Below are 26325 nucleotides of genomic sequence, written 5' to 3' on the forward strand. Positions count from 1 at the left end.
TCGGCCCAGATCTGCGGAGTTCTGAACGCCGAACGAGTCGCAGCAGCACCCGCGCGGGCCGCGGCGCCCTCACTCTCGGCGTGGGCGCGTCGACTCGCGGATGATGAGCTTCGTCGCCAGCGGTTCCGCGGGTTCCAGGGGGGTCGGGCTCTCCAGCGTCGCGAGCACGCGTTCCATCGTCTGCGCGCCGAGCAGCGCGAAGTCCTGCCGCAGCGTGGTCAGCGGCGGCGACATGAACTCCGCCTCGGGGATGTCGTCGAAGCCGACCACGCTGACGTCTTCGGGCACGCGCAGGCCGCGACTGGTCAGCGCCGCGATGAGACCGAGCGCCATCTGGTCGTTCGCGGCGAAGACCGCGGTCGCTCCGGGGGCCACGGTCAGCCGCATCCCCGCCGCGTGTCCGCTGCGCGGCGACCAGTCGCCGTCCAGCCGCAGCCCGGGCGGGGCGTCGGCCGTGCGCAGCTCGGCCATCCACCCGCGCACGCGCTCGGCGGCGTCGGGGTTGCGCGCGGGCCCGGCGATGTGCGCGACGGTCTCGTAGCCGAGCCCGAGCAGGTGCCGCGTCGCCAGCCGCGCCCCGGCGTACTGGTCGATCGACAGCGACAGGGGCTGCGGCTCGGCGCCCGCGGCCACCACGACGACCGGGGTCGTCGCGTCGGTGCCGCGGGCGAACTCGGCGACGGCGACGTCGTTCGCGATCACGACGATGGCCTCGACGTTCTGCCGCAGCATCGCCTCGATCGCGTTGCGCACCGATGCCGCCTGCACGTCGGGCAGGTTGACGCTGACCACGGCGTAGCGCGCGTCGCGTGCCGCGTCGTTCACGCTGATCGCCAGCGTCGTCGGGCCGAAGTCGGCGGTGGCCGGCGTGATCAGCCCGATCGTGCGCGACCGCTTCGTGACAAGTGCCCGCGCGGCCTGCGACGGGCGGTAGCGCAGCTGGCGGATGGCCTCCTGCACCCGCTCGCGGGTGGCCGGCTTCACGCTCGGATGGTTGTTGATGACGCGCGACACCGTCTGGTGCGACACCCCCGCCAGCCGGGCGACGTCGAAGATGTTCGCGTTGCGCGGCGCCCGCGTGTCAGTCATCGTTCTCGGATCCTTGAGCGATGAGCGCCAGCAGCTGCTCGTCGCTCATACCAGCATTCTCCAGTACCGCGACGACTTCCCGGTCGCGCAGCACCACGATCCGATCCGACAGGCGCAGCACTTCGTCGAGCTCGCCCGAGATGAAGACCACCGACATGCCGTTCTCGGCGAACGACACGACGAGCCGCTGCACGTCGACCTTGGCCCCGACGTCGATGCCCCGCGTGGGCTCGTCGAGGATCAGCAGCCGCGGCGCCAGCGCCAGCCACCGCGCCAGCAGCACCTTCTGCTGGTTGCCGCCCGAGAGCGTGCCGGCCTTGGCCTCGGGATCGGCGGGCACGATGTGCAGCGCGTCGATGTAGCTCTCGGCGAGCTCCGTCTGACGCGCTCGCGACAGCGGCCGGAACCACCCGTTGTCGGCCTGCAGACCGATCAGGATGTTCTCGCGCACCGTCAGCTCGCCGATGATGCCCTCTGACTTGCGGTCCTCCGACGAGTAGACGACGCCGCGCCGGATCGCCCGGCGCGGCGAGCTCAGCGCAGCGCGCCGGCCCTCGATGTCGATGCTGCCGGTGTCGGCGCGGTCGACGCCCGAGAGCACCCGCGCGGCATCGGTCCGTCCCGACCCGAGCAGGCCCGCGAAGCCAATCACCTCGCCCTCGTCGATGCGCAGGTCGAACGGAGCGATGGCCCGCGACCGCCCCACTCCCCGCGCGTCGAGCACGGGCGCGGCATCCACCGCCGGTTCGATCTGGCTCGCCCGCTCGGCGATCTGCCCCAGCGACGACACCTCGCGCCCGAGCATCTTCTCGACGAGCTCGATGCGCAGCAGATCGGTGGTGAGGTATTCGCCCACGAGCCGCCCGTTGCGCAGCACCGTGATGCGGTCGGCGATCTCATACACCTGTTCGAGGAAGTGCGAGATGAACACGATGGCCACGCCGGCCTTGCGCAGCTTCCGCACCACGCGGAAGAGCTCGGCGACCTCGTCCTGATCGAGGCTCGACGTCGGCTCGTCGAGCACGAGCACGGTGGGCTCGGCCCGCACGGCCCGGGCGATCGCGACGAGCTGCTGCACCGCGGGCGGGTGACGGCGGAGGGGGGATGCCACGTCCAGCCGGATCCCGAGACGACCCAGGGCGTGGGCGGCCTCGTGCCGGGTGCGCTTCCAGTCGATGCCGCCGAAGCGACGCGGCTCGGCGCCCAGCATGATGTTCTCGGCCACCGAGAGGTTCGGCAGCAGCTCGATCTCCTGGTAGACCGCGCTCACGCCGTGCCGCGCGGCATCCCCCGGTCCCGCGAACGAGACGGGGGCGCCGCGCAGCCGCAGCTCGCCGGCGTCGGGCTGCAGCACACCGGTCAGGGCCTTGATCAGCGTCGACTTGCCGGCGCCGTTCTCGCCCATGATCGAGTGCACCTCGCCGGGGAACAGCCGCAGCCGCACGTCGTCGAGCGCCACCTGGCCCGCGTACTGCACGCGGATGCCGCTCGCCTCGAGTACGGGCACGTCCTCGCTGGTCACCGTCGGCCGTCCTCCACTGGGGTCGTGCCCCGCGCTCACCCGCCTCGGCGGGCCGACAGCGCGCGCTGGAACACCACGAACACGAGAAGCATGATCCCGATCACGATGTAGGTCCACCACGAGTCCACGCTCATGTAGGTGATCGCGATCTGGATGAGACCATACACGAGCACGCCGACCAGCGAACCGATCATGTAGCCGCTGCCGCCGGTGAGGATCGTGCCGCCGATGACGACCGCGGCGATCGCCTGCAGCTCCATACCCAGGCCCGCCAGCGGGTTGCCCGACTGCGTGTACGAGGCGAACAGCACGCCGCCGATGCCGGCGCAGGTGCCGCTGATCACGTAGACGAGGAACTTCGTGCGGTCGACGGCGAGCCCCATCAGCCGCGCCGACTGCTCACCGCCGCCCACCGCGTACACCGTGCGTCCGAAGCGGGTGTAGTGCAGCATCCACGTCGCCACCGCCACCATCACGAGCGCCAGCACGACGCCCGGCGTGACGTACCAGCCGCCCGCTCCCCAGCTCTCGCCGAGCAGCCAGTTCAGCGCGTCGTCCTTGATGGGCAGCGACTTCAGGCTCGTGACGTACGCGAGCCCGCGGGCGAGGAACATGCCTGCGAGCGACGCGATGAACGGCTGGATGTCGAACACGGCGACCATCACGCCGATGATGACGCCGATCACGGTGCCCGAGAGCACCATGATCGGCAGGACGATCACCGCCGGCAGGCCCGCGGCGAACAGCTGCGCCCCGAGCAGGCCGCTGAAGGCGATCACCGAGCCGACCGACAGGTCGATGCCGCCCGTGATGATCACGAACGTCATGCCGATGGCGAGCACGATCAGGTACGGGTTGTTGTCGAACAGTGCCGAGATGAGCCGCGGCGAGACGAAGTCGCCGAAGTACAGCTGCCCGGCCACGAGCATCAGGATGAGGATGGCCAGGGCCGCCAGCACGGGCAGCCAGGCGCTGGCCGCCGACTTCACGCGCGTGAGCACGCTGCGGTCTTCGAACGGCAGGGCGGGGGCGGTCTGCACGCTCATCGGGCCACCGCCTCGGTCTCGGCCTCTGCCACGACCGCGGCCGGGGCCGCGGCCGGGGCCGCGGTGCGACGGCGACGTCGGGAGAACAGCATGTCACGCGCTTTCTGGGATTGGACGAGGCAGATCACGATGACGACGAGCGCCTTGAACAGCGGGGTGACCGCCGGCGGCACGCCGAGGAAGGTGATCGAGGTGGTCAGGGTCTGGATGACGAGCACGCCGACGACCGTCCCCGAGATCGAGAACTTGCCGCCCATCAGCGAGGTGCCGCCGATCACGACCGCGAGGATCGCGTCGAGCTCGATGTTCAGACCCGCGTTGTTGGCGTCGGCCGCCATGATGTTGGAGCTGTAGAGGATGCCGGCAAGACCGGCCAGCACGCCCGACAGCGCGTAGACCATCCAGATGATGCCGCGCGACTGGACGCCGGCGAGCCGGCTCGCCTCGGGGTTGATGCCGACCGCTTCCAGCAGCATCCCGAGCGCCGTCCGGCGCACCACGAGCGAGACCAGCACGACCACGACGATCGCGATGAGGAACGCCACGGGCAGGCCGAGCAGGTGCCCCGAGGCCAGGTAGCGGTAGGGGTCGCTGGTGATCGTGGTGATCTGGCCCTTAGTGATGAGCATCGCAATGCCGCGGCCGGCGAACATGAGCAGCAGCGTCGCGATGATCGGCTGGATCTTCACCACCGAGACGAGGAACCCGTTCCAGATGCCGAGCACCAGGGTCACCAGCAGGCCGGTGAGGATGGCCACGGTCACGGTGCCCAGGTCGCCCGGTGTGTCCGACGAGCCGATGATCGTGAGCGACACCGCCCCCGACACCGCGAGCACCGCGCCGACCGACAGGTCGATGCCGCGGGTGGCGATGACCAGGGTCATTCCCAGCGACACCAGCATGAGCTGCGAGCTGTTGCGGAGGATGTCGATGAGCGAACCGTAGAGGCCGCCGTCCTTCACCGTGATGCTGAGGAAGCTCGGGCGCGAGATCGTGTTCACGACGATGAGCACCACGAGCGCGAGCACCGGCCAGAAGAGGGGATGCCGCGTGATCCGTCTGAGCATGGTCATGCCGCCTTCTCCCCACTCCTGTCGTCCGCGATGAGGGCGACGATGCGATCGACATCGATGTCGGCGCCGTCGGCGATCTCGCCGATGATACGCCGGTCGCGCAGCACGTAGATGCGGTGCGACAGGCGCACGACCTCTTCGAGCTCCGACGAGATGAACAGCACGGCCAGGCCGTCGGCGGCGAGGTCGGCGATGACGGTCTGGATCTCGGCCTTGGCGCCCACGTCGATGCCGCGGGTCGGCTCGTCGAGGATGAGCAGCTCGGGCTCGGTGGCCAGCCACCGCCCGAGCAACACCTTCTGCTGGTTGCCGCCCGACAGGTTGCGGATCAGCGCGTCGGGGTCGGCCGGACGCACGCCGAGCGCGGTCATGTACCGCTCGACGATGGCGTCCTGCTGCGCCTTGGGGACGCGTCGCCACCAGCCGCGCTTGGCCTGCACCGCCAGCACGAGATTCTCGCGCACGGTCAGGTCGGCGATGATGCCCTCGCTGCGGCGATCCTCCGACGAGAACGCGAGCCGGTGCGCGAGGGCCGTGCGGGGGCTCGTCACCTTCGTGATCCGGTCGCCGAGGCGGATGGTGCCGCCGTCGGCGCGGTCGGCGCCGTAGACGAGCCGCGCCGACTCGGTGCGGCCCGATCCGAGCAGGCCTGCGAACCCGACGATCTCGCCCGGCAGGATCGTGATGTCGAACGGTTCGACGGCGCCCTTGCGCGCCAGGTTCTCGGTGCGCAGCACCGGCACGCCGGCAGCGGGCAGCGCCGCGCGCTCGGCGCGTTCGCCGATCTCGTCGAGATGCTCGACCTCGCGCCCGAGCATCTTCGCGATGAGCTCGTGCCGCGGCAGGTCCTCGGTCGGGTACTCGCCGACCAGGCGCCCGTTGCGCAGCACCGTGATGCGGTCGCACAGCTCGTAGATCTGGTCGAGGAAGTGCGAGACGAACAGCACGGCCACCCCGCGCTCGCGCATGCGCCGCACGACGGCGAACAGCTGCTCGACCTCGCCCCGGTCGAGGCTCGAGGTCGGCTCGTCGAGCACGAGCACCCGGGAATCGAGCACCGTGGCGCGGGCGATCGCGACGAGCTGCTGCACGGCGAGCGAGTGCGACGCGAGCAGCGAGCGGGGATCGATGCGCAGGCCGAGTCCGGCGAGCGCCTCGGCGGCACGCGCGTGCGTCGCCCGCCAGCTGATGCCGAACGGGCCGCGCGCCTCACGGCCCAGCATGACGTTCTCGCCGACCGTGAGGTTCTCGCAGAGGTTGACCTCTTGGTACACGGTGGCGATCCCGGCGTCCTGCGCGTCGGCGGTGCCGGTGAAGCGGCGGGCTGCACCGTCGACCGTCACGGTGCCCGCGTCGATCGCGTACACGCCGGTCAGCGCCTTGATCAGGGTGGACTTGCCGGCGCCGTTCTCGCCCATCAGGGCGTGGATCTCACCGGCGCGCAGCACCAGGTCCACGCCGTCGAGCGCCTTCACCCCGGGGAAGGAGATGGAGATGTCGCGCAGTTCGGCGACGATGTCGTTGCTCAATGCGGCTCCTCTGCCGTGACGGGGGCGCCGGGGCGGCTGTGCCGCACCCGGCGCCCCGAGCCGTCAGTACTTGCGGTCGGGCAGGGCCGCCTTGGCGGCGGCCTGGTCGAAGGCCTCGTCCTTGGCGAGGTAGAGCTTGTCGACCGACTTGCCGGCGACGACGTCCTTCACGACCTGTGCCACCTGGTCGCCCAGCAGCGGGTTGCACTCCACGACGTAGTTGAACTCGCCGTTGGCCACCGCGGTCAGGCCGTCGTGCGTGCCGTCGACCGTGACGATCTGGATGTCCTTGCCCGGCGTCAGGCCGGCGGCCTTGATCGCGTCGAGCGCGCCCAGGCCCATGTCATCGTTCTGCGCGAACAGGATGTTGATCTTGTTGCCGTACTTCTGCAGGAAGCCCTCCATCACGGTCTTGCCCTGCGCACGCGTGAAGTTGCCGTCCTGCTGGTCGAGGATGTTGATGTCAGACCCCTGCATGGCCTTCGCGCAGCCGGTGGTGCGGTCGTTGGCCGCGCTCGAACCGGCGGTGCCCTCGAGCACGACCATGTTCGCGCCCTTGCCGTTGAAGTTGTCGGTGATCCAGGTGCAGGCGGTCTCACCCTCCTTCTCGAAGTCGTCGCCGACCCGCGAGGTGATGTACTGCTGGTCGTCGGCGTCGACGTCGCGGTCTTCGAGGATGACCGGGATGCCCGCCTGCTTCGCCTGCTTGAGCACGTCGGTCCAGCCTGTCTCCACGACCGGGGCGAACACGATCGCGTCGACGCCCTGGGTGATGAAGCTGCGGATCGCGGCGATCTGGTTCTCCTGCTTCTGCTGCGCGTCGGAGAACGTCAGCTTGAAGCCGTTGTCGGCCGAGAGCGACTCCTGCAGCGACTTCGTGTTCGCGGTGCGCCACCCGCTCTCGGCGCCCTCCTGCGAGAAGCCGACCTTGATGGTGTCGCCGCCGCCGCTGCCGCCGGCGCTCGATGCGCCCGACGCCGAAGAGCACCCGGTGAGGGCGATCGCGGCGAGTCCGACCGCGGCCACGGCCGCGAAGATGCCTTTCTTCATTGCATTGACTCCCTTGTCGAGGGGCTGAGCGTCCAGCCCGTCAGCGTATCCGGCCCCATGCCGGTGTTCAGAATGTTAGCGCTCACAATTCTCGTCACAAGATGTGACCGGTAACAATCAGATAACGCGAAAGACAATCGCGCCAGCTTATCTGCGCTGATCCGGGCTTTTACCGGCACCAAGGATGCCGCCTTGCGTGGTCTTCGCAGACCATGTTGCGGGGATGTGATTCATCACACGGTTCACATCACGCGCCTCCCGGCCTCCGTGCGGGCCGCCGTGTTGAGTTCTGAACCGCGCGGGCGGCCGTGCCGCGCGGCAGCGATGCAGGGACACGGCGACAGCGATGCGGCCGTCGCCATCCCCCGCCCGCGGCGGCCGCGCCTCAGCCGACGTGCACGGCCGCGGCATCCCCCGTCGGCATCAGCTCGGTCTTGCGGCCTCGCACCAGCCCGATCGCGATGGCCGCGGCGACGACCATGCCGACGGCAGCCGCGACGAACGTGGCACCGTAGGCCGAGGTCAGGGCTGCGGCATCCACTGCTCCATGGTCGATGCCGCCCAGCGAGGCGGCGTACACGGCGGTGAAGACCGAGAGGCCGATGGATCCGCCGATCTGCATCGCCGAGTTCGCCGTCGCAGAGGCCGCTCCCGCGTCGTGCGGCGCGACGCCGAGCAGGGCGAGATTCTGCAACGGCACGAAGATGAAGCCCATGCCCGCACCCATCACGACGAGGGCCGGCAGCACCTCGACGGCGTACGCCCCGTCGGCCGTGATGCGCGACAGGTACAGCAGCGCGGCCGCCACGATCAGGGGGCCGGCGATCAGCAGCGGGCGAGGCCCGGTCTTCGCGAGCATCTTCGTCGCGAACGGGGCCGTCACCATCGTGGCCAGCGGCAACGGCAGGCTGGCCACGCCCGCCCACAGCGCCGACATGCCGAGCACGATCTGCAGGTGGAACGTCAGGTACAGGGTGGCGCCGATCATGACGCTGCCGGCGACGGCCTGGATGAGGAACGCTCCGCCGCGGGCGGAGTGGGTGACGATGCGCAGCGGCAGCAGCGGCTGGGCGACGCGCGACTCGATCCAGACGAACAGCGCCAGCAGCACGACGCCCACGGCCAGGAAGCCGATCGTCAGCGGGTCACCCCAGCCGTTCTCGGCGAGACTGAACCCGTAGACGAGACCGCCCAGGCCCAGCGTCACCGTGACGACGCCCGGCCAGTCGTACCTGTTGTCACCGGGCGCTCGGCTCTCGGTGAGGAACAGCCAGGCGCCCACGAGGCCGACCGCGACGAAGAACAGGTTGACCAGCAGGCACCAGCGCCAGTCGGCGAACTCGGTGAGCACGCCGCCGAGCACGAGCCCGACGGCGGCGCCTGCTCCCGCGACGGTGCCGAACACGGCGAACGCGGTGTTGCGGTCGCGGCCCGACGGGAACGTCACCGTCAGCAGGGCGAGGGCGGCGGGTGCCAGGAGCGCGGCGAAGGCGCCCTGCAGCCCGCGGGCGATGATGAGCTCGGCGCCGGTCTGTGCGAGCCCGCCGAAGGCGGATGCCGCGCCGAAGCCGATCATGCCGACGACGTAGGTGCGCTTGCGCCCCCAGTAGTCGGCGATGCGGCCGCCGAGCAGCAGCAGCGCGCCGAACGCGAGCGCGTAGGCGGTGACGACCCATTGGCGCTGCGAGTCAGACAGGCCGAGCTCGGTCTGCGCCTGCGGCAGGGCGATGTTCACGATGGTGCCGTCGAGAACGACGACCAGCTGCGTAAGGGCGAGGACGATGAGAGCCCACCAGCGGGTGGACGAGGACGTGCGGAAAGACAAAGAGAAGACCCCCGGTGTCTGATGAAGGATGCCGGAGGTTTCGAGCCTCGGACCGGGAGCGCGACGGCTGCCGACCGCCTCGGCTGACTGCGCCGAGCGAACCTCCAGTCTATCGAGATGCCGGACCAGGGCGCGGCGTGAGCCCGCGGCATCCGCCTCACCCGAAGTCGGGGTGATGCAGGTGCAGCCTCTCGAAGCGATGGAGCAGGTGGTGGTAGAGCCGGTCGACCTCATCGTTCGCGCTGCAGCCGATCCAGAGGATGTACGGCAGATCGCGTGCGGACTTCCGCTCGGGGATCCACTCCGACACCCAGGCCATGACCGCACGACTGGCGACCTCGCCGCGCAGTGCCACCCCGCCGTACGCACGGGAGCTCAGGTCGCGGCGCAGCCAGGTGAGCGTCATGTTCTCGGGCACATCCCAGTCCTGGATCTGCCCATGTCCGATCACCTCGACGAAGATCTGCCCGTAGGCGTCCAAGGGGAGACGCTCGACGATCGTGCGCAGCAGCGGGATGTCGCTCGTCTCGCCGACCAGAAGATAGTGCGGCGCGACGGCGGTCATCGGAACGGTCATGACGTCTCCCGGGGGTGCACACGCGGTGAAAGATAGGTTAGCCTAACCATATCCACGACGGAAGGGTGCCGAATGGGATTCGCCGACGGCCGCAAGATCACCGGCCTCTACCGCGCCGAGGTCGCCCGTACCGAGCGCATCACCCCGCACATGGTGCGTGTGACGCTGCGCGGCGACGACCTCACCCGCCTCCCCCAACGCGGATACGACCACTGGTTCCGGCTCTTCCTGCCGCGCAGCGAGGGCGAGACGAACTTCGACGCGGTGCCCGAGCACTTCACGTTCGGCAGCTATCTGAAGTACCTGACGAGCAAGTCGGGCACCCGACCGCCGTTCCGCAACTACACCATCCGGGCGCACCGGCCCGACGCGGGCGAACTCGACATCGACTTCGTCGCTCACGGCGACACCGGCATCGCGGGTCCCTGGGCGCAGCGCGCACAGCCCGGCGAGCAGGTCGTGTTCATCGACCAGGGCCGCGGCTTCGACCCCAAGGAGGGCACCGAGTCGGTGTTCCTCGTCGGCGACGAGGCCGCGCTGCCCGCCATCGCCGGCATCCTGCGCGATCTGGCGCCCCACACCACCGGCGTGGCGATCATCGAGGTGCCCGACGCCGCCGATCAGCAGCAGCTCGAGGCCCCCGTCGGCGTGCAGGTGCGTTGGCTGCCCCGCTCCGATCCGCACGACCAACCGGGCGTGCTCGCGCTCGAAGAGGTGCAGGGTTACACCCCCGACGACGCCGACACGCTGCACGCCTACCTCGCCGGCGAGCAGCACCTCGTCGCCGAGAGCCGGCGTCACCTCGTCGCGGCCGGCGTGCCGAAGTCGCGCATCTCGTTCACCGGCTACTGGAAGGTCGGTCGCGCGGGGTAGGCGAGGATGGAGGCATGCGCCTCTTCCTCATCCGCCACGGTCAGACCCCTTCGAACGTCGCGGGGCGGCTCGACACCGACGCACCGGGCCCGGGGCTGACTGCGCTGGGGCGCCGGCAGGCGGCGGCGGTTCCCGTGGCGCTGCGTGATCGGGAGGTGGATGCCGTCGCGGTGTCGACTCTGGTCCGCACGAGTGAGACCGCGGCGCCGTTGGCCGCCGCGCGCGGCCTGCAGCCGGTCGTGATCGACGGCCTGCAGGAGATCGAGGCGGCCGAGTTGGAGATGCGCAACGACATGGACGCGGTGCACGCCTACGTCTCGACCGCGTTCTCGTGGGCGCGCGGAGACACGGCGGTGCGGATGCCGGGGGCCGAGCTCGACGGCACGGCCTTCTTCACCCGCTTCGACCGCGGCATCGCGCAGGCCACCACGCTGGCCCGAGAGAGCGTCGCCGTGTTCTCGCACGGCGCGGCGATCCGCGTGTGGTCCGCCGCGCGCGTGCACGGACTCGACCCCGCGGTGCTGCAGCACTCCCCGCTGCACAACACCGCCGTCGTCGAGCTGGAGGGCGACGAGCACGGCTGGGAGCTCGTGCAGTGGTCGCCCGACCCCGCCGGCGGACCGCAGCTGATCGCCGCGCACGAGGAGGACCCGACCGGCGAGCCGGTCGACGACGCCTGAACCCATGGGCGCGGCTCATCGCCCGACCGGCTAGAGTGTCCCCGACGCCGAAACCCGAACGGCGCTAGGTTCGATCGCGGCGACGCTGCCGCGCAGAAGGAGCTCGATGAGCGCGCTCGCCGGCACCCCGACGCTGCCCCGCACCGCCGACCGACGGCTGATGACCTGGCTGTTCATCCTGAACGGCGCCCTGATGACCTGCTACGCGGGGTTCATCGTCATCTTCATCCCCGACCAGATCCAGCAGCTCGACGCTGCGCACAAGGTCGGCAACCTCGCCATCGTCTCGACGGTGTCGTCGATCGGCGCGATCATCATCCATCCCGTGATCGGCGCGCTGTCCGACCGCACCCGCAGCCGCTTCGGCCGACGCACACCGTGGCTCGTCCTCGGCGCCGGCACCGCCGCCGTGTTCATGGTGATGCTGTCGGCGTCCACACAGCTGTGGACGATCACGCTGTTCTACCTGCTCGTCTCGCTGGCCCTCAACGCCCTGGCCACCGCCCAGTCCGCGGTCGTGCCCGACCGTCTGCCGCGCGAGCGCTTCGGCGCGGCGTCGGGCATGCTCGCGATGGGCGCGTTCATCGGCATGGGCCTGGGCGTTGCCGGCGCCGGGTTCTTCGCGAACAGCATCGGCGTCGGCTACCCGGTGTTCGGGGCGTTCATCCTCGTCGCCGCGATCCTGTTCGTGGTGTTCAACCGCGACTTCTCGTCGCGCGAGCTGGCGGTGCCGCCGTTCCGGTGGAAGGAGTTCCTCTCCGGATTCTGGGTGAGCCCGCGCCGGCACCCCGACTTCTGGTGGGCTTTCGCCGGGCGGTTCCTGCTGATCCTGGCGTACCAGAGCGTGCAGTCGTACCTCCTCTACATCCTGCGCGACTACATCGGCGTCTCCGACGCCGCCTCGACGGCGCTGAGCACGCCCCTGACGGCCGTGATGCTCGTCGGTGCGCTGGTCACCGCGTTCGTCACCGGCAAGATGAGCGACCGGCTGGACCGCCGCAAGCTGTTCGTCATCATCGCGTCGGTCATCATGGGGGCGGCCCTGGTCATCCCGCTGATCTTCCCGACGGTGGGCGGCATGTTCGCGCTCGCGGGCGTGTTCGGCCTCGGCTACGGCATCTACCTGAGCGTCGACGCGGCGCTCATGACCGAGGTGCTCCCCCGCTCGGGCGACACCGCGACGGCCGCGGCGAAAGACCTCGGCATCCTCAACGTCGCCACGACCCTGCCGCAGGCCCTCACCCCGCTCGTGGTGTGGGCGCTGATCGCGATGACCGGCAGCTATGTGGCCGTGTTCACCGCCGGCATCGTCTTCGCGCTGCTGGGCGCCCTGTCGGTGCTGCCGATCAAGTCGGTGCGATGAGCGATCACGAGATCACGACCCGGGTGCGGCTCGTCCACCCGAACGGGCGGCTGGATGCGGCATCCATCGGCTGGACGCGCCACCAGCTGCACGACACCGACCGCATCGGCCACGGCTGGTACGGATGGGGCCGCAACAAGCGGTGGGAGTACTGGGCCGTCATCACCCCGACGCACATCATCGGGCTGACGATCGCGGCGCTCGACTTCGCCACGGTGCGCCAGCTCTGGGTGCTCGAGCGCGCGACGATGACCGAGATCGACCGCTTCGAGATCTCACCGCTCAGCCGCGGCGTCTCGATGACCGGCACGCACGGCACCGGGGTGAACGAGTCGCACGGCCGAGGCCTGTGGCTGCGCTTCGAGGACGGGGATGCCGGCACCCGTCTGCAGGCGCGCACCGATCGGGTGCAGGTCGACCTGACCGCCGAGATCCCGCCGGGGCACGAGGCGATGGGGCTGGCGTCGCCCCACAGTAGGAGGCTCGTCGACTACACGGTGAAGGACGTCGACCGCCCGGTCACGGGCACGATCACCGTCGACGGCGTCGTCCACGACGCGACCGGATTCGCGGCCCTCGACCACGCCCGCTCCCGCGGCCCGTACCGCACCGACTGGAACTGGGGCTGCGCGATCGGGAGGGATGCCGCGGGTCGGCGCCTGGGCATCAACCTGGGCGGATCCGGTCCCGAGGGGCTGCGCAACGGCATCTCGCACACCGGACTGACCGTCGACGGCCGGGTGCACAAGATCCCGACCGCGCTGCGCTGGGAGTTCGACCCGTCGGACTGGAGCGCCCCCTGGCACCTGTCGAACGAGCGCGTCGATCTGACGTTCACGCCCTTCTTCCACCGCTACGCGCACACGAACTTCGTCGTCATCCGGTCGACCACGAACCACTGCTTCGGTACGTTCGCGGGTCGCGTGCAGGCCGACGACGGCGAATGGATCGACCTGACCGGCTTGGAGGGCTGGGCCGAAGACGTCCACAATCGGTGGTGAGGGGGTCTTCATGGCACACGCACTCGTCACCGGCGCCTCGCGCGGCATCGGCCGGGCCACCGCGATCGCGCTGAGCAGACGCGGTGACCGGGTCGCGGTTCATTACGGGCGGGATGCCGCGGCTGCGGCATCCACTCTCCACCTGCTCTCGGGCGAGGGGCATGTGATCGTCGGCGGAGACCTGGCCGACCCCGCCGAGGCCGAACGCATCGTCGCCGAGGCCGAGGCCGCGCTCGGCGACCTCGATGTGCTCGTCAACAATGCGGGCGTGGCTCCGAGCGCGGCGACCGAGCATCGCATCGCCGACGTCGACTACGACGCGTGGCAGGGCGCATGGCGGCAGATGGTCGACGTCGACCTCATCGCGCCGGCGAACCTCAGCTACCTCTTCGCCCGGTCGTTGATCGCCCGGGATGCACCCGGCGTCATCGTCAATGTGGGCTCGCGCGGGGCGTTCCGCGGCGAGCCCGACTTCCCTGCCTATGGCGCAGCCAAGGCGGGGCTGCACGCGCTCGGACAGTCGCTGGCCGTCGCGCTCGCACCGCACAAGATCGCGGTGGCCACCGTCGCGCCCGGCTTCGTCGGCACCGAGCGGCAGCAGGCGAAGCTCGACGGTGACGGCGGTGACGCCGTGCGCGCGCAGAGCCCGTTCGGCCGCGTCGGCACCCCCGACGAGGTCGCCGCGGCGATCGTGTACCTCACCTCCGCCGAAGCGCAATGGGCGTCGGGGGCGATCCTCGATCTGAACGGCGCGTCGTACCTGCGCAGCTGACGACGGCGACTTCCGGACGGAGCACCCGCGCTCGGCTCGGCGGCGCCCGCAGCGGAGAAGCCCGCCGCGCACGCCCGCTTGTCAAGGGGGAGGCACGAGCCGAGCGGCCGTGACACTGTGGTGCGCGACCGGTCGACGGAAGGGAACAGCGATGTTCGATCGCTTCGAGAAGCCGCAGGACTTGTTCGCGTACCGACTCGGATCGGCGATGACCATGGAGAACGATTCGCTCCAGATGCTGGCCGACCTGGAGCAGGCGGCGTCTTCGGAGGACGTCAAGGAGATCTTCCGGCATCACGCCGGCGAGACCCGGCAGCAGATCGAGAATCTGGAGGAGGTCGCCCGCGCTCTGAGTCTCGAGCTCACCGACGAGCCTTCGCTCGCGACGAAGGGGCTGGTCACAGAGGGCCACGCGCTCCTGCGAAGGGCGGATCCGGTCCTGCGCGATGACGTCGCGGTCTCGGTCGCGCTCGACACCGAGCACCACGAGATCTCCGTCTACCAGAGCCTCGTCGCCACAGCCCGCACCCTGGAGGCGCCGCGGGTCGTGCACCTGCTGACGGCGAACCTCGATCAGGAGCAGCACACCACCGAAGAGCTCGTCGCCAAGGCCAAGGAGCTCGCCGACGCGAGAGCGTGACGCCGCGACCGCGACATCCCGCGACTCACCGCTCAGGCGTCGTCCGCGACGCTTCCCCCCGACGTGGTCGCCTCGCCGGCCGCCGGCCCGGAGTGGAGATGCTCCGCGACGAGTTGGATGCCGCCCGAGGTGTTCGCCGAGTTCGCCAGATCATGGATCCATTCCCGACTCAGCTCGGGGGGCTCGGGATCGTCGAACACGAAGCGCAGGGGGATCGACGCATGCAGCCAGATCGTCGAGCGACCGCGCGGCTCGTCATCGGGATGCTGCCACGACAGCGTGAAGCTCTCACCGCGCCTCAGCTTGGTGGCGATGACGACCTTCAGGTGCGCGAGCGCTCTGTCTTCGATGTGGATGGGCGTGCTCGGCCCGCCGTAATACATGGTGCCCATGCGGCCAACACTATGCGCGCCAGAGGCCAGAAGCTCTCGTCAGACCTGTTCCGGGTCCGCCCGGGTCCGCCTGCCTCTCCGGCGGCGCAGTCCCCGATATCGTCAGACGTGGGGCCGAGCAGAGGGGGTCACCGTGGGCCGGTTCACCTATCAAGGGTCCGTGAGCGTCGAGATCGAGGACAGGGCACTCGCCCATCTGCAGGTCGTGGTCCTCGACAAGCTGCGGCGCAACGAGTCGTTCGCCTTCACCTGGCGTGACGTCGCCTCGGTCGGCGACGGGCGCACCACGGTCTGGGTGAACGCCGCGTCATCCCTCGTCTTCAAGTACCACGGCAGCCGGTCGCCGCAGCTCTCCCAGGAATGGCTCGAGGCACTTGCCACGGTCGCGAACAGCACAGCCGGACTGCATCTCGTGCCCGAGCCCGACGCGGTCCACGCGAAGAACGACGTCAAGGAGAACCTCCGCGACGACCACTGATCGGTCGGCGGCCGCTTGTCAAGGCCGTTCCCGTGCATGCCGGGGTGGAGCACTCTGACGTCATGTCGCAGACAGAGTTGCGGACGATCTCGACGACCATCCCGGCACGCATGGACCGGCTCCCCTGGGCCCGATGGCACTGGCTCGTGGTCGTGGGGCTGGGCACCGTCTGGATCCTCGACGGGCTGGAGGTCACGATCGTCGGCGCCATCGCCGGGCGCCTCACCGAGAAGTCCAGCGGTCTCGGCCTGAGCAGTGGGCAGGTCGGCCAAGCCGCGGCGATCTATGTCGCGGGTGCCTGCGTCGGCGCCCTCTTCTTCGGCTATCTGACCGACCGCTTCGGCCGCAAGAAGCTCTTCATGATCACGCTGGGGCTGTATCTGGCGGCCACCGTCGCCACGGCGTTCTCGTTCTCGCCCCTGTATTTCTTCATCTGCCGGTTCTTCACCGGCTCGGGCATCGGCGGCGAGTACGCCGCCATCAACTCGGCGATCGACGAGTTGATCCCCGCCCGACGGCGGGGCGTCGTCGATCTGGCGATCAACGGGTCGTACTGGCTGGGCACGGCCTTCGGTGCGGTGCTCACCGTCTTCCTGCTGAACACCGCGATCTTCCCGGCCGAACTCGGCTGGCGGCTCGCCTTCGGGCTCGGCGCGGTGCTGGGGCTGACGATCCTTCTCGTTCGGCGCAATGTCCCCGAGTCGCCGCGCTGGATGTTCATCCACGGTCGGGATGAGGATGCCGAAGCCGAAGTCGCCGACATCGAGAAGGCCGTCGAAGACCAGACCGGGAAGGACCTCGACCCTGTTCCCGATGACAAGGCCATCGAGATCCATCAGCGCCGCTCGACGGGTTTCGGCGAGATCGTCCGGGTCGCGGTCACGAAGTACCCGAAGCGCTTCGTGCTGGGGCTGTCGCTGTTCATCGGGCAGGCGTTCCTCTACAACGCCGTCTTCTTCACCTATGCGCTCGTCCTGACGAAGCTGCTCAAGGTGCCCGACGACATCGCCCCTTGGTCGCTCGTGCCGATCGCGATCGGCAATTTCCTGGGGCCGCTGCTGCTGGGCCGCTTCTTCGATTCCATCGGTCGTCGCTTCATGATCTCGCTGACGTACATCGGCAGCGGCGTTCTGCTGGTGGCCACCGGCATCCTCTTCGATCTGCGGGTGCTGGATGCCACGTGGCTGACCGTCTGCTGGGTCATCGTCTTCTTCTTCGCCTCGGCGGGCGCGAGTTCGGCCTATCTCACCGTCAGCGAGATCTTCCCGATGGAGACCCGCGCCATGGCCATCGCCTTCTTCTACGCGGTCGGCACGGGTCTGGGCGGCATCATCGGCCCGCTGCTGTTCGGCGTTCTCGTCGAGGAGGGGATCTCGGCGGTCGCCGTCGGCTACTTCATCGGTGCGGGCCTGATGATCGCGGCCGGTCTCGTCGAGGTCTTCCTCGGCGTGGACGCCGAGCGCAAGTCGCTGGAAGACATCGCCGACCCGCTCTCGAAGACCGCCTGAGCGCAGGGACGTCCGCAGGCGACCGAGGCGTACCGCACCCGCGGTATGCCCATCTGCGCCCCGCGGCGGATGACATCGCGCCGGTGCGCGGGCATGCTGTAAGCGTGACCTGGGAGAGTGCTCCACCCCGCCCGCGGATCCCCGCGTGGGCGTGGGACGTGGGCGCGGCCTTCCTCGTGCTGCTCTCGACGATCCCGGCGATGCGCGAACCCGCGGGGATGCGCACGCCACTCGGCTGGGTCGCAGCCCTCCTACCGGTCGCCTTCATGTTCGTGCGCCGGCGCTTTCCGCGCTCCGTGCTGATCGCCTGCGTGGTGTGCTTCGCGGTCGCCCTGTTCACCTTCCCGCTCGTCCCCGGAGCGCCGGTCGCCGTCACGATCGCCCTCTACACGGTGGTCGTGGGCACCGACCGGCGCCGATCGATGTGGATCTCGGCGGCGACGGCGGTCATCCTGCTGGTGAGCGTCGCACTCTCGCACCAGGACCTGCTCGGCCCGGGCGTGGTGCTCGTCGTCGTCTTCCTCGGGTTCGCCGACGCGCTGGGCGACGCCGTCCGCACCCGCCGCGCGTACATCGAGGAGATCATGCAGCGCGCGATCCGTGCCGAGCAGACGCGCGAGGCCGAGGCATCCCGCCGCGTCGCCGAAGACCGGCTGCGCATCGCCCGCGACCTGCACGACACGGTGGCCCACCAGATCTCGGTGATCAGCCTCAACGCGGGCGTGGCGACCTCGGCGCTCGATACCCGGCCCGAGGTCGCGCGCGACGCACTGGCCACCATCCGCACCGCGTCGCGGACCGTGCTCGGCGAGATCGGCGACCTGCTCGCCACGCTGCGCATGCCCGACGACGGCCTGCACGACGCGCCCACCGTGGGTCTGGCCGACGTCGAGGGGCTCGCCGACAGCTTCCGCTCGTCGGGGCTCGAGGTCGCGTTGCACCGCACCGGCGACATCGCCGACGTGCCGCCGGCCGTGGGCGTCGTCGCCTACCGCGTCGTGCAGGAGGCCCTCACGAACGCCCTCAAGCACGGGTCGGCGCCGCGCGCCGAGCTCACGATCGAACGCCACGACCGCGGCCTGCGCATCGAGGTCGTGAACCCCGCCGCAGCGCCCGACCCGACGACCTCCGGTCACGGCCTCATCGGCATGCGCGAACGCGTCGACAGCGTGCGCGGCACCATGCGCACCGCACATGAGCACGGCCGGTTCCTCCTGCAGACCGACCTGCCGATCACGCCGACGAAGCGGCATCCGGCATGATCCGCGTGCTGCTGGCCGACGACCAGGTGCTCATCCGAGGGGCGGTGCGCGAGATCCTCCGCGCCGAAGACGACCTCGAGGTCGTGGGCGAGGCCGCCGACGGCGAAGGCGCCGTCCGCCAGGCTACCGAGCTGCGCCCCGACGTCGTGCTGATGGACATCCGGATGCCGCGGCTCGACGGCATCGCCGCGACGCAGCGCATCTGTGCCGACCCCGCGCTGGAGCAGACGCGGGTGCTGATCCTCACGACGTTCGAAGAGGACGACAACGTGCTCGCGGCCCTCCGGGCCGGTGCGAGCGGGTTCATCGGCAAGGGCGCCGAGCCCGACGAGATCACCCATGCGATCCGCTGCGTGCACGCCGGCGAGGCGCTGCTGTCGCCGAACGCGACCCGCGCGCTGATCACCCGGTATCTCGACGGCCCGCGCACCGTGGCGCTGAGCGCGGCCGACCGCCTGCTGCTCGACGCGCTCACCCCGCGCGAGGCCGAGATCCTCACCCTCGTCGCGCGGGGCCTGTCGAACGACGACATCGCCGGGCTCCTGTTCATCTCCCCCGCCACAGCGAAGACGCATGTCAACCGGATCATGGCCAAGCTCACGGCCCACGACCGGGCGCAGCTCGTGGTCTGGGCGTACGAGTCGGGGCTGGTCACCCCCGGCGCCGCGGACTGACCGCGACATCCCGCCCCCGAGGGCATCGCGCATACCGCGATCGCGGCAGGCGAAGATCAACCCGGTGCCGGATGTGCGGCGCGGCCCTGTTCGCGAGGCTGGAAGCACGCTCTCAGAGAGGACCCCCGTGGACCCGTCACCCGCCCCTTCGACATTGACCCCCGCCGAGCCCGCCGCGGCCCCGCCGGCGCCGCGCGCCGTGAAGAAGCGCCGCCGCGTCTGGCCGTGGATCGTCGGCGCACTCGTCGTCGTGGTCGTCGCGGCCCTCGCCCTGCCGGCCCTGTTCGCCCCGCGCGACGCGAGCGCCGGTTACCTCACCGCGAAGGCCGAGGTGCAGACGGTGACCCGCACGGCGCAGGGCACCGGCAGCGTCGTCGACGCCCGTGTGCTCGCGATCGGCGCCGACGACAGCTGGAGCGTCGCGAGCGTCGACGGTGTCACCGCATCGCAGACGCAGACGCCGACGACCGGCGCCGCCGTGACCGTGAAGAGCGTCGAGGTCGCCGTCGGCGACAGCGTCGACAAGGGCGATCACCTCGCCGTCGTCGAAGACGCCTCCGGCGAGAGCACGACGATCACCGCGCCCCGCGACGGCGTCGTCCGCACGGTCGACGCCTACAAGGGCGCGACCGCGAGCGGCACGCTGTTCACACTGTCGACCGACGGCGTGCGCGTGGCCGCCGACATCTCCGAGTACGACATCGCCCACGTCGCGACCAAGCAGAAGGTGGCGTTCTCGTTCGACGGCCTGTCGGCCGAAGCCGCCGGCACCGTGCAGAGCATCGGGGCCGCGGCATCCACCACCGCATCCGCCGGCGCGACCGGCGCCGTGTCGTCGTCGGTCACCGACTTCCCCGTCGTCGCGACCATCGGCGACGAGCCCAAGGGCCTGCGCGTGGGCATGAGCGTGCAGATGACCATCGACGTCGAGCGCGCCGAGAACGTGCTGGCGGTGCCGGTGCAGGCGCTCGACGAGGCCTCCGACGGCACGTACACCGTCACGGTGAGGGATGCCGCGGGCACGACTCGCACCGTCGACGTCACCGTCGGGCTCATCGGCGACAGCACGGCCGAGATCACGAGCGGCCTGTCGGCGGGCGACGAGGTCGTCACCGGCACCGCGGCCGCCGGCAGCAGCTCCACGGTGACCCCCGGCTTCCCCGGCCCCGGATCGGGGCAGTGATGCCGGTTCTCAGCCTGCGCGGCGTGCGCCGCGAATACCTCACCGGCGACGAGGTCACCGTCGCGCTCGGGGGCGTCGATCTCGACGTCGACGAGGGCGAGTTCGTCGCGATCGTGGGGCCCAGCGGGTCGGGCAAGTCGACGCTGATGAACATGATCGGCTGCCTCGACCGGCCCACGACCGGTTCGGTCGTCATCGACGGGCACGACGTCGACGAGCTCGGCGACAACGCGCTCACCGAGCTGCGGCTGCGCACGATCGGCTTCGTCTTCCAGCAGTTCAACCTGCTGCCGCAGACCTCGGCCGTCGACAACGTCGCCGCTCCCCTGCTCTACGCCGGGGCGCGCCCCGCCGAGGCCCGGGTGCGGGCACTCGAGCTGCTTGAGCGGCTCGGCCTCGGCGAGCGCGCCCGCTTCACACCGAACCGGCTCTCGGGCGGGCAGCAGCAGCGCGTCGCGATCGCGCGGGCGCTGGTCGCCGACCCGCGCATCATCCTCGCCGACGAGCCCACCGGCGCCCTGGACAGCGCGTCCGGCGCCGAGGTCATGCGCATCATGCACGAGATCCACGAGGAGGGGCGCACGATCGTGCTCATCACGCACGACCTCGACGTGGCGGCCCAGGCCCAGCGCCGCATCCACGTCCACGACGGCCTGATCACCGAAGACGAGCGGGATGCCGTCGCGGAGGTGCCCGCATGAACTTCGCCGGCATCATCCGCCTGTCGCTGAGCCGCATCTGGGCGAACAAGACGCGGTCGGCGCTGACGATCCTCGGGGTCGTCATCGGCGTGGGCGCGCTCGTCGGGCTCGTGTCGATCGTGCAGAGCGCGAGCACCGGCATCTCGTCGTCGTTGAACTCGCTCGGCGGCAACAACGTGTCGATCTCGGCGAGCGCCGGCGGCACGCTCACCGACGGCGACGCCGAGGCCCTCGAGGGCATCGACGGGGTCGCCGCGGTCGCCACCGGGGTGACGACCCAGGGCACGGCCACGCACGGATCGACGTCGGCGACCTTCACGATCCAGGGCGTCTCGGCCGACTACCCGGCGACGACGTCGATCGATCTGGCCGCCGGCAGCTTCCTGCCCGAGGGAGCGTCGCTGCGCGCCACGCGCTCCGTCGTGCTCGACGCCGACGCCGCCGATTCGCTCGGCCTGTCGGCGAACGACGTCGGAGCCGCGATCACCCTCGAAGGGCGCACGTTCACCGTCGTCGGGGTGCTGCAGGCGCAGACCGGCTTCGCCGGGTTCGGCGGCAGCAGCGTCTACATCACGCAGGAGGCCGCCCGCACGATGTTCGCCCCGGCGCCCGACGTCTCGTCGATCACGGTGGTCACCACCTCCGACGCCGACGTCGACGGGCTCGTCGACAGCGTCACGCGCGTGCTGCTTGAGCGGCACGACATCTCCGACGCCGACGACGCCGACTTCACGGTGACCAACCAGGCCGACATCCTCGACTCGCTGAACTCGGTGATGGGCATCCTGCAGCTGCTGCTGGGCGGCATCGCCTCGATCAGCCTGCTGGTGGGCGGCATCGGGATCATGAACATCATGCTGGTCTCGGTGCGCGAGCGCACCCGCGAGATCGGGGTGCGCCGGGCGATCGGCGCCAAACGGCGCACGATCCTCGCCCAGTTCCTCGTCGAGGCCGTGGTGCTGTCGGTGATCGGCGGAATCCTGGGCATCGGCCTGGGCGCCCTCATCGCCTGGGTCGTGTCGCTGATCGGCGGCCTGACGTTCGCGATCGCCGGGTGGGTGGTCGTGGTCGGGCTCGTGTTCAGCGCTCTCGTCGGCATCGTGTTCGGCGTGGGCCCGGCCCGGACCGCGGCACGGATGGCCCCGGTGGAGGCGCTGCGGTACGAGTAGCGGATCTCTGATCACGCTCATCGATGGCGGTGTTAGCGTGATTCCCGATCGGTAATTCGCGAGAGGAAGACCATGAAATCGGTGCAGGTGACCGGACCGGACCGGAACGAGTGGGTGGATGTCGAGACCCCGGCAGTCGGCGCGAACGACGTGCTGCTCGCGATCAGAGCGTGCGGCATCTGCGGATCGGACGTCTTCTACTCGCACGTGGGCGGTATCCCGCCCCGCCAGGGTGCGACGCCGCTCGGCCACGAGCCCGCCGCCGAGGTGGTCGAGATCGGAGCGGATGTCACCGGTATCGCCGTCGGCGACCACGTGGTGATCGACACCATGCGCTTCACCGACGGGCTGCTCGGCAGCGGCGGCGCTCAGGGCGCCCTCACCCCGTTCGTGGTCGTGAAGGACTTCGAGCCCGGCGTCCAGCTGCGCGTCATCCCGAACGACATCCCGTGGCAGGTGGCCGCCCTCAACGAGCCGATGGCCGTCGCGCACCACGCGGTCAACCGCTCGGGCGCGAAGGCGGGTGACCGGGCCGTGGTCTTCGGCGCAGGGCCCATCGGCCTCGGCGCCCTGCTCAGTCTGAAGTCGAAGGGCGTCGCCCACGTGACGCTCGTCGACATCATCCCGGGTCGCCTCGAGAAGGCGCTGGCCATCGGCGCCGACGCGGTGATCGACTCGCGCAACGAGGACGTCGTGGCGCGGCTCATCGAGCTGCAGGGCGGAGTGCCCGATGCCCTCGGCCACGGCACGCGCGCGGCGACCGACGTCTACATCGACGCGGCCGGCGTGGCCAGCGTCGTCGAGACGGTCTTCGCGGCGGCGAAGAACCGCGCGGTGCTGACGATCCCCGCCGTGCACAAGAAGCCGGTGGAGGTCGACTTCGGCACGCTGCTGCAGACCGAGATCGACATCCGCATGTCGATGGGCTACCCCACCGAGATCTTCGAGGTCACCGACGCGATCATCGCCAGCCCCGACAAGTACGCGCAGATCGTCAGCGACGTGCTGCCGTTCGACCGGGCACTCGAGGCGCTCGAACTCGCCAAGACCCCGGGTGCCGCCGACAAGGTGGTCGTCACCTTCGAGTGATCGGGTCAGCGACGGCATGAGAGCGGTCGGCGCGCCGGTATCACGCCGTCTCGCCGACTGCTCTTCCCAGTGGGCGATGCCCGGTGTGTGGCATCCGACCCTCGGGAGTACCTCATGTCCGAGAAGACGCCGAGCCCACGGCTGAAGACCTACGGTGACGTCCGCGCGCTGATCGCCGAGCACGACCTGGGATGGCGGGTGCTCCCTGCGATCCCCGACGACCGACCCCTCGTGCGCCGGCTGCTCGGCGGACCGCCGCCGAAGCACGCGGATCCCGCGCACCGCATCGATGTGCTGAAGCTCGTGGCTGAGCGGCCGAGCGCCCGCGAGCTCTCGCTGCACCTGTCACCCGCGCAGATCGCCGAGCTGCGTCCGCCCCGGCCTGTGCCGACACCGCCCGCGGCCACGCCGGCACCGACGGTGCGCCCGTCGGCCGTCGACTGGCGCACGTACAACGGCTGGCCGATGTTCACGCGCACGCGCGACCAGTTCGCGTCGGAGCACTGCTGGATCTTCGCCCCCACCGGCATCATCGAGGCGATGACGCGCATCGAGCACTGCACGTGGGCGCCGCGGTCGGAGGGCGACGTCGTCCGCGGGCTGACGGTCGTCGTCGGCCAGTGCGGCGACGCGCGCAACACCCTCAACTGGGTGGGGACCAACGGGCAGGCCGACCCCGGGTGCATCCCGTGGCCGTTCCCCGCCACGCACAATGACGCGTACTGGGTTCCTGCGCCGACCGACTGCGGCACGGGGTCGACCCAGCACACGACCGCCACGACGACCTTCGACCGCAGCGGACGGACGGTGAAGATCCCCGCGTACACGACGCTCAGCCACGTCGACGACATGAAGAACTGGATCTGGAAGGTCGGACCGACCGTCGCCAGCTCCATCACGATCTACGACGACTTCTACGGCTACAGCGACATCACCACGGTCTACACGGCAGCACCCAACCAGAGATCGAACGGCACGCACGTGGTCGACGTCGTCGGGTACGACGACAGCAAGAAGGCATGGCTCATCCGCAACTCATGGGGCGATTCGTGGGGCGACCACGGCTACGGCTGGATCGGGTACGGCCAGATCGGCATCGACACCAACGAGATGTACGGGCTGCGCGGCACCAACCCCGACCCGTGGGCGAAGCGGTTCGGTCACAATGGCGCCATGTTCGAGAGCGGCGACGGCGCGAACCACGACAACTTCGAGCTGTTCGTGCACGCGCCGGGCGGCGGCATCGCGCACTGGTGGCGCGACAACGGCAACGGCGCGCTGCCGTGGGCCGCGGCATCCGGATTCTCGAATGATGCCGCGTCAGAGCCCACCGCCACTGGCACCACCTACAACCGCAACTTCGAGATGATCTACGCGTCGAGCGCGGGGCGCCTGCGGCACTGGTGGTTCGATCAGACGCACGGCACCTGGAACGACGGGGCCACGTTCGGCCCGACCGATGCGCTGGGCACGCCCGGCTTCGTGCAGAGCAGCTACGGCGCGAACTTCGAGGTCGTGGCAGGGCTCGCGTCGGGCCGCATGCAGCACTGGTGGCGCGACGGCGGCGGATGGCATGCGGGACCGGTGTTCGGCAGCGATGTGCGCGAGGCGGGGCCGAGCCTCATCCAGACGACGAAGGGCGACCTCGAGCTCGTCTGCCTGCGCGCCGACGGCACGCTGCAGCACTGGCACCGCGCCGACGGGACGACGTGGGCGTGGTCGGCGACGGCGACGTTCGCGAGTGGATGCCGCACCGCACCGGTCATGATCGAGGGACAGTTCGGGCGTACAGACGAGTTCGCCTCGGGCAATTATGAACTGATCGTCACGCTGGCATCGGGCGTCATGCAGCACTGGTGGCGCGACGCGCTCGGCGTGTGGCGTGCGACGGCGACGTTCGGCACCGGCATCGAACGCGTGCTCGCGCTGGTGCAGGGCAGCTTCGGTTTCAACCTCGAGGTGGTCGCGCGGCGGCATGATGGAAAGATGCAGCACTTCTGGCGTGACGGCACCGGATGGCACGACGGAGTGGTCATTGGCTCTTCCCTCTGAGATCACGCTGGCGGTCGGCGAGCACTTCCGCGCCCCGATCACCGGCGCGGGCAGTCAGGGCTATCGCTGGCTGGTGGAAGTGACAGTGGATGCCGCGGCCGTCGCCGTCCGCACGGTCGGCGTGCCGCCGCCCGACCCGTCGCCGGGTCAGGGCAGCTACCCGCGCGAGCTGCAGATCGACGCGCTCGAACCCGGAGTCGCCGTGGTCGACCTCGCTCTCACCCGGGTGGGCGGCGAGGTGCGCGAGCGGCACGTGGTCACGGTGCGGGTCGTGGCAGCGGGCTGACCGTGTGAGCGTCAGTCGGCGGCCTGCCGGTCGACGATCTCGGTGACGCCCGATGGGAACCGGTGCATCTCCTGCGGCCAGTCCAGACAGACGGCCAGCCGCCCGGCCCAGTAGCGGGCGGTCTCGTCGTCGGGCACTTCGATGACGGTGAACCCGCCGAGGTGCTCCTTGGTCTCGACGAACGGCCCGTCGGTGAAGACGGGCGCGCCGTCCTTGTTCACGACGCTGCAGACCGCGGTCGAAGCGTCGATGCCGCCGTCCGCGAAGAGGAAGACCCCGGCATCCTTCATCTCCTCGAGCACCGCGTTCGACGTCTCACTCTTGCGGCGCAGCTCTTCGGGCGTCTGCGGCGGCACCCACTCGTCGTTGAATGCGATCAGGTACTTCGGCATTGTCGTCTCCTCTCATCGGGACGAGAGCCGGCTCGCGGCCCTCCGGCGGCGGCGACCCGAACGGGGTCGCTCATCATGTCCACGAACGGCGATGCTCGG

General features: G+C 70.1%; 26 protein-coding genes. 16 read left to right on the top strand and 10 right to left on the bottom strand.

Annotated elements, in window-relative coordinates; all coding sequences use genetic code 11:
* Positions 1-69 precede the first annotated feature (69 nt).
* The 8 genes from ABMQ42_RS16690 to ABMQ42_RS16725 all read right to left on the bottom strand — a co-directional run bounded on the left by ABMQ42_RS16690 (position 70) and on the right by ABMQ42_RS16725 (position 9711).
* Positions 70-1089 (bottom strand): LacI family DNA-binding transcriptional regulator, encoded by a 1020-nt coding sequence (locus ABMQ42_RS16690; RefSeq protein ID WP_349724129.1) that lies wholly within the window; start codon positions 1087-1089, stop codon positions 70-72.
* Positions 1082-2611, bottom strand: coding sequence for a sugar ABC transporter ATP-binding protein (locus ABMQ42_RS16695; RefSeq protein WP_349724130.1), 1530 nt, complete (start codon positions 2609-2611; stop codon positions 1082-1084). Before ABMQ42_RS16695 ends, ABMQ42_RS16690 begins: the two co-directional genes overlap by 8 nt.
* A 35-nt stretch (positions 2612-2646) precedes the next feature.
* A complete protein-coding gene (locus tag ABMQ42_RS16700; RefSeq protein WP_349724131.1) occupies positions 2647-3657 on the bottom strand; it encodes an ABC transporter permease subunit in 1011 nt (336 codons plus the stop codon).
* Positions 3654-4730 (bottom strand): ABC transporter permease, encoded by a 1077-nt coding sequence (locus ABMQ42_RS16705; protein ID WP_349724132.1) that lies wholly within the window; start codon positions 4728-4730, stop codon positions 3654-3656. Before ABMQ42_RS16705 ends, ABMQ42_RS16700 begins: the two co-directional genes overlap by 4 nt.
* The gene (locus ABMQ42_RS16710; RefSeq protein ID WP_349724133.1) at positions 4727-6259 is read right to left on the bottom strand and encodes a sugar ABC transporter ATP-binding protein; all 1533 of its coding nucleotides are present in this window, start codon (positions 6257-6259) and stop codon (positions 4727-4729) included. Before ABMQ42_RS16710 ends, ABMQ42_RS16705 begins: the two co-directional genes overlap by 4 nt.
* Positions 6260-6322: 63 nt before the next feature.
* On the bottom strand, positions 6323-7309 hold the full coding sequence (locus ABMQ42_RS16715) for an ABC transporter substrate-binding protein (protein WP_349724134.1): 987 nt from the start codon (positions 7307-7309) through the stop codon (positions 6323-6325).
* Positions 7310-7694: 385 nt separating this feature from the next.
* Positions 7695-9134 carry an MFS transporter gene (locus tag ABMQ42_RS16720; RefSeq protein WP_349724135.1) on the bottom strand — a complete coding sequence of 480 codons (1440 nt, stop codon included), beginning with the start codon at positions 9132-9134 and terminating at the stop codon, positions 7695-7697.
* A 157-nt stretch (positions 9135-9291) separates the two neighbouring features.
* Positions 9292-9711 carry an SIP domain-containing protein gene (locus ABMQ42_RS16725; protein WP_349724136.1) on the bottom strand — a complete coding sequence of 140 codons (420 nt, stop codon included), beginning with the start codon at positions 9709-9711 and terminating at the stop codon, positions 9292-9294.
* A gap of 72 nt (positions 9712-9783) precedes the next feature.
* On the opposite strand from ABMQ42_RS16725, the gene ABMQ42_RS16730 reads away from it, so the two are divergent.
* The 6 genes from ABMQ42_RS16730 (at position 9784) to ABMQ42_RS16755 (ending at position 15040) form a co-directional block, all read left to right on the top strand.
* Positions 9784-10584: a siderophore-interacting protein gene (locus ABMQ42_RS16730; RefSeq protein ID WP_349724137.1), complete on the top strand. Its 801-nt coding sequence runs from the start codon at positions 9784-9786 to the stop codon at positions 10582-10584.
* Between the two features lie 14 nt (positions 10585-10598).
* Positions 10599-11264: a histidine phosphatase family protein gene (locus ABMQ42_RS16735; protein WP_349724138.1), complete on the top strand. Its 666-nt coding sequence runs from the start codon at positions 10599-10601 to the stop codon at positions 11262-11264.
* 106 nt (positions 11265-11370) lie between these two features.
* Positions 11371-12627 (top strand): MFS transporter, encoded by a 1257-nt coding sequence (locus ABMQ42_RS16740; RefSeq protein ID WP_349724139.1) that lies wholly within the window; start codon positions 11371-11373, stop codon positions 12625-12627.
* Complete coding sequence (locus tag ABMQ42_RS16745; protein ID WP_349724140.1) at positions 12624-13628, top strand: DUF2804 domain-containing protein; 1005 nt, start codon at positions 12624-12626, stop codon at positions 13626-13628. The genes ABMQ42_RS16740 and ABMQ42_RS16745 overlap by 4 nt, the downstream gene beginning before the upstream one ends.
* A 10-nt stretch (positions 13629-13638) precedes the next feature.
* Positions 13639-14400, top strand: a complete 762-nt coding sequence (locus ABMQ42_RS16750; RefSeq protein WP_349724141.1) for an SDR family NAD(P)-dependent oxidoreductase — start codon at positions 13639-13641, stop codon at positions 14398-14400.
* Between the two features lie 151 nt (positions 14401-14551).
* Positions 14552-15040, top strand: coding sequence for a DUF892 family protein (locus ABMQ42_RS16755; RefSeq protein WP_349724142.1), 489 nt, complete (start codon positions 14552-14554; stop codon positions 15038-15040).
* A 32-nt stretch (positions 15041-15072) separates the two neighbouring features.
* Here ABMQ42_RS16755 and ABMQ42_RS16760 read toward each other — a convergent pair whose 3' ends face one another.
* Positions 15073-15432 (bottom strand): DUF7882 family protein, encoded by a 360-nt coding sequence (locus tag ABMQ42_RS16760; protein WP_349724143.1) that lies wholly within the window; start codon positions 15430-15432, stop codon positions 15073-15075.
* Between the two features lie 133 nt (positions 15433-15565).
* Between ABMQ42_RS16760 and ABMQ42_RS16765 the strand changes: the two genes are divergently transcribed.
* From ABMQ42_RS16765 to ABMQ42_RS16810, 10 genes are all read left to right on the top strand, one after another.
* Entirely contained in the window at positions 15566-15910 is a 345-nt protein-coding gene (locus ABMQ42_RS16765) for a DUF7882 family protein (protein ID WP_349724144.1), read from the top strand.
* A gap of 110 nt (positions 15911-16020) precedes the next feature.
* Positions 16021-17418, top strand: coding sequence for an MFS transporter (locus tag ABMQ42_RS16770; protein ID WP_349724232.1), 1398 nt, complete (start codon positions 16021-16023; stop codon positions 17416-17418).
* 104 nt (positions 17419-17522) lie between these two features.
* Positions 17523-18680, top strand: a complete 1158-nt coding sequence (locus tag ABMQ42_RS16775) for a sensor histidine kinase (protein WP_349724145.1) — start codon at positions 17523-17525, stop codon at positions 18678-18680.
* Positions 18677-19354, top strand: coding sequence for a response regulator (locus tag ABMQ42_RS16780; protein ID WP_349724146.1), 678 nt, complete (start codon positions 18677-18679; stop codon positions 19352-19354). The genes ABMQ42_RS16775 and ABMQ42_RS16780 overlap by 4 nt, the downstream gene beginning before the upstream one ends.
* A gap of 127 nt (positions 19355-19481) precedes the next feature.
* Positions 19482-20537 (top strand): efflux RND transporter periplasmic adaptor subunit, encoded by a 1056-nt coding sequence (locus ABMQ42_RS16785; protein WP_349724147.1) that lies wholly within the window; start codon positions 19482-19484, stop codon positions 20535-20537.
* A complete protein-coding gene (locus ABMQ42_RS16790) occupies positions 20537-21238 on the top strand; it encodes an ABC transporter ATP-binding protein (RefSeq protein ID WP_349724148.1) in 702 nt (233 codons plus the stop codon). Before ABMQ42_RS16785 ends, ABMQ42_RS16790 begins: the two co-directional genes overlap by 1 nt.
* Positions 21235-22407, top strand: coding sequence for an ABC transporter permease (locus ABMQ42_RS16795; RefSeq protein ID WP_349724149.1), 1173 nt, complete (start codon positions 21235-21237; stop codon positions 22405-22407). Before ABMQ42_RS16790 ends, ABMQ42_RS16795 begins: the two co-directional genes overlap by 4 nt.
* Positions 22408-22479: 72 nt before the next feature.
* Positions 22480-23496, top strand: coding sequence for a zinc-dependent alcohol dehydrogenase (locus ABMQ42_RS16800; protein WP_349724150.1), 1017 nt, complete (start codon positions 22480-22482; stop codon positions 23494-23496).
* A gap of 114 nt (positions 23497-23610) precedes the next feature.
* A complete protein-coding gene (locus ABMQ42_RS16805; RefSeq protein ID WP_349724151.1) occupies positions 23611-25548 on the top strand; it encodes a C1 family peptidase in 1938 nt (645 codons plus the stop codon).
* Positions 25532-25834: a hypothetical protein gene (locus tag ABMQ42_RS16810; protein WP_349724152.1), complete on the top strand. Its 303-nt coding sequence runs from the start codon at positions 25532-25534 to the stop codon at positions 25832-25834. The genes ABMQ42_RS16805 and ABMQ42_RS16810 overlap by 17 nt, the downstream gene beginning before the upstream one ends.
* A gap of 11 nt (positions 25835-25845) precedes the next feature.
* Here ABMQ42_RS16810 and ABMQ42_RS16815 read toward each other — a convergent pair whose 3' ends face one another.
* Positions 25846-26226, bottom strand: coding sequence for a YciI family protein (locus ABMQ42_RS16815; protein WP_349724153.1), 381 nt, complete (start codon positions 26224-26226; stop codon positions 25846-25848).
* Positions 26227-26325 lie beyond the last annotated feature (99 nt).

Origin of the sequence: Microbacterium sp. KR10-403 (assembly GCF_040196215.1) — a bacterium.
Classification (GTDB): domain Bacteria; phylum Actinomycetota; class Actinomycetes; order Actinomycetales; family Microbacteriaceae; genus Microbacterium.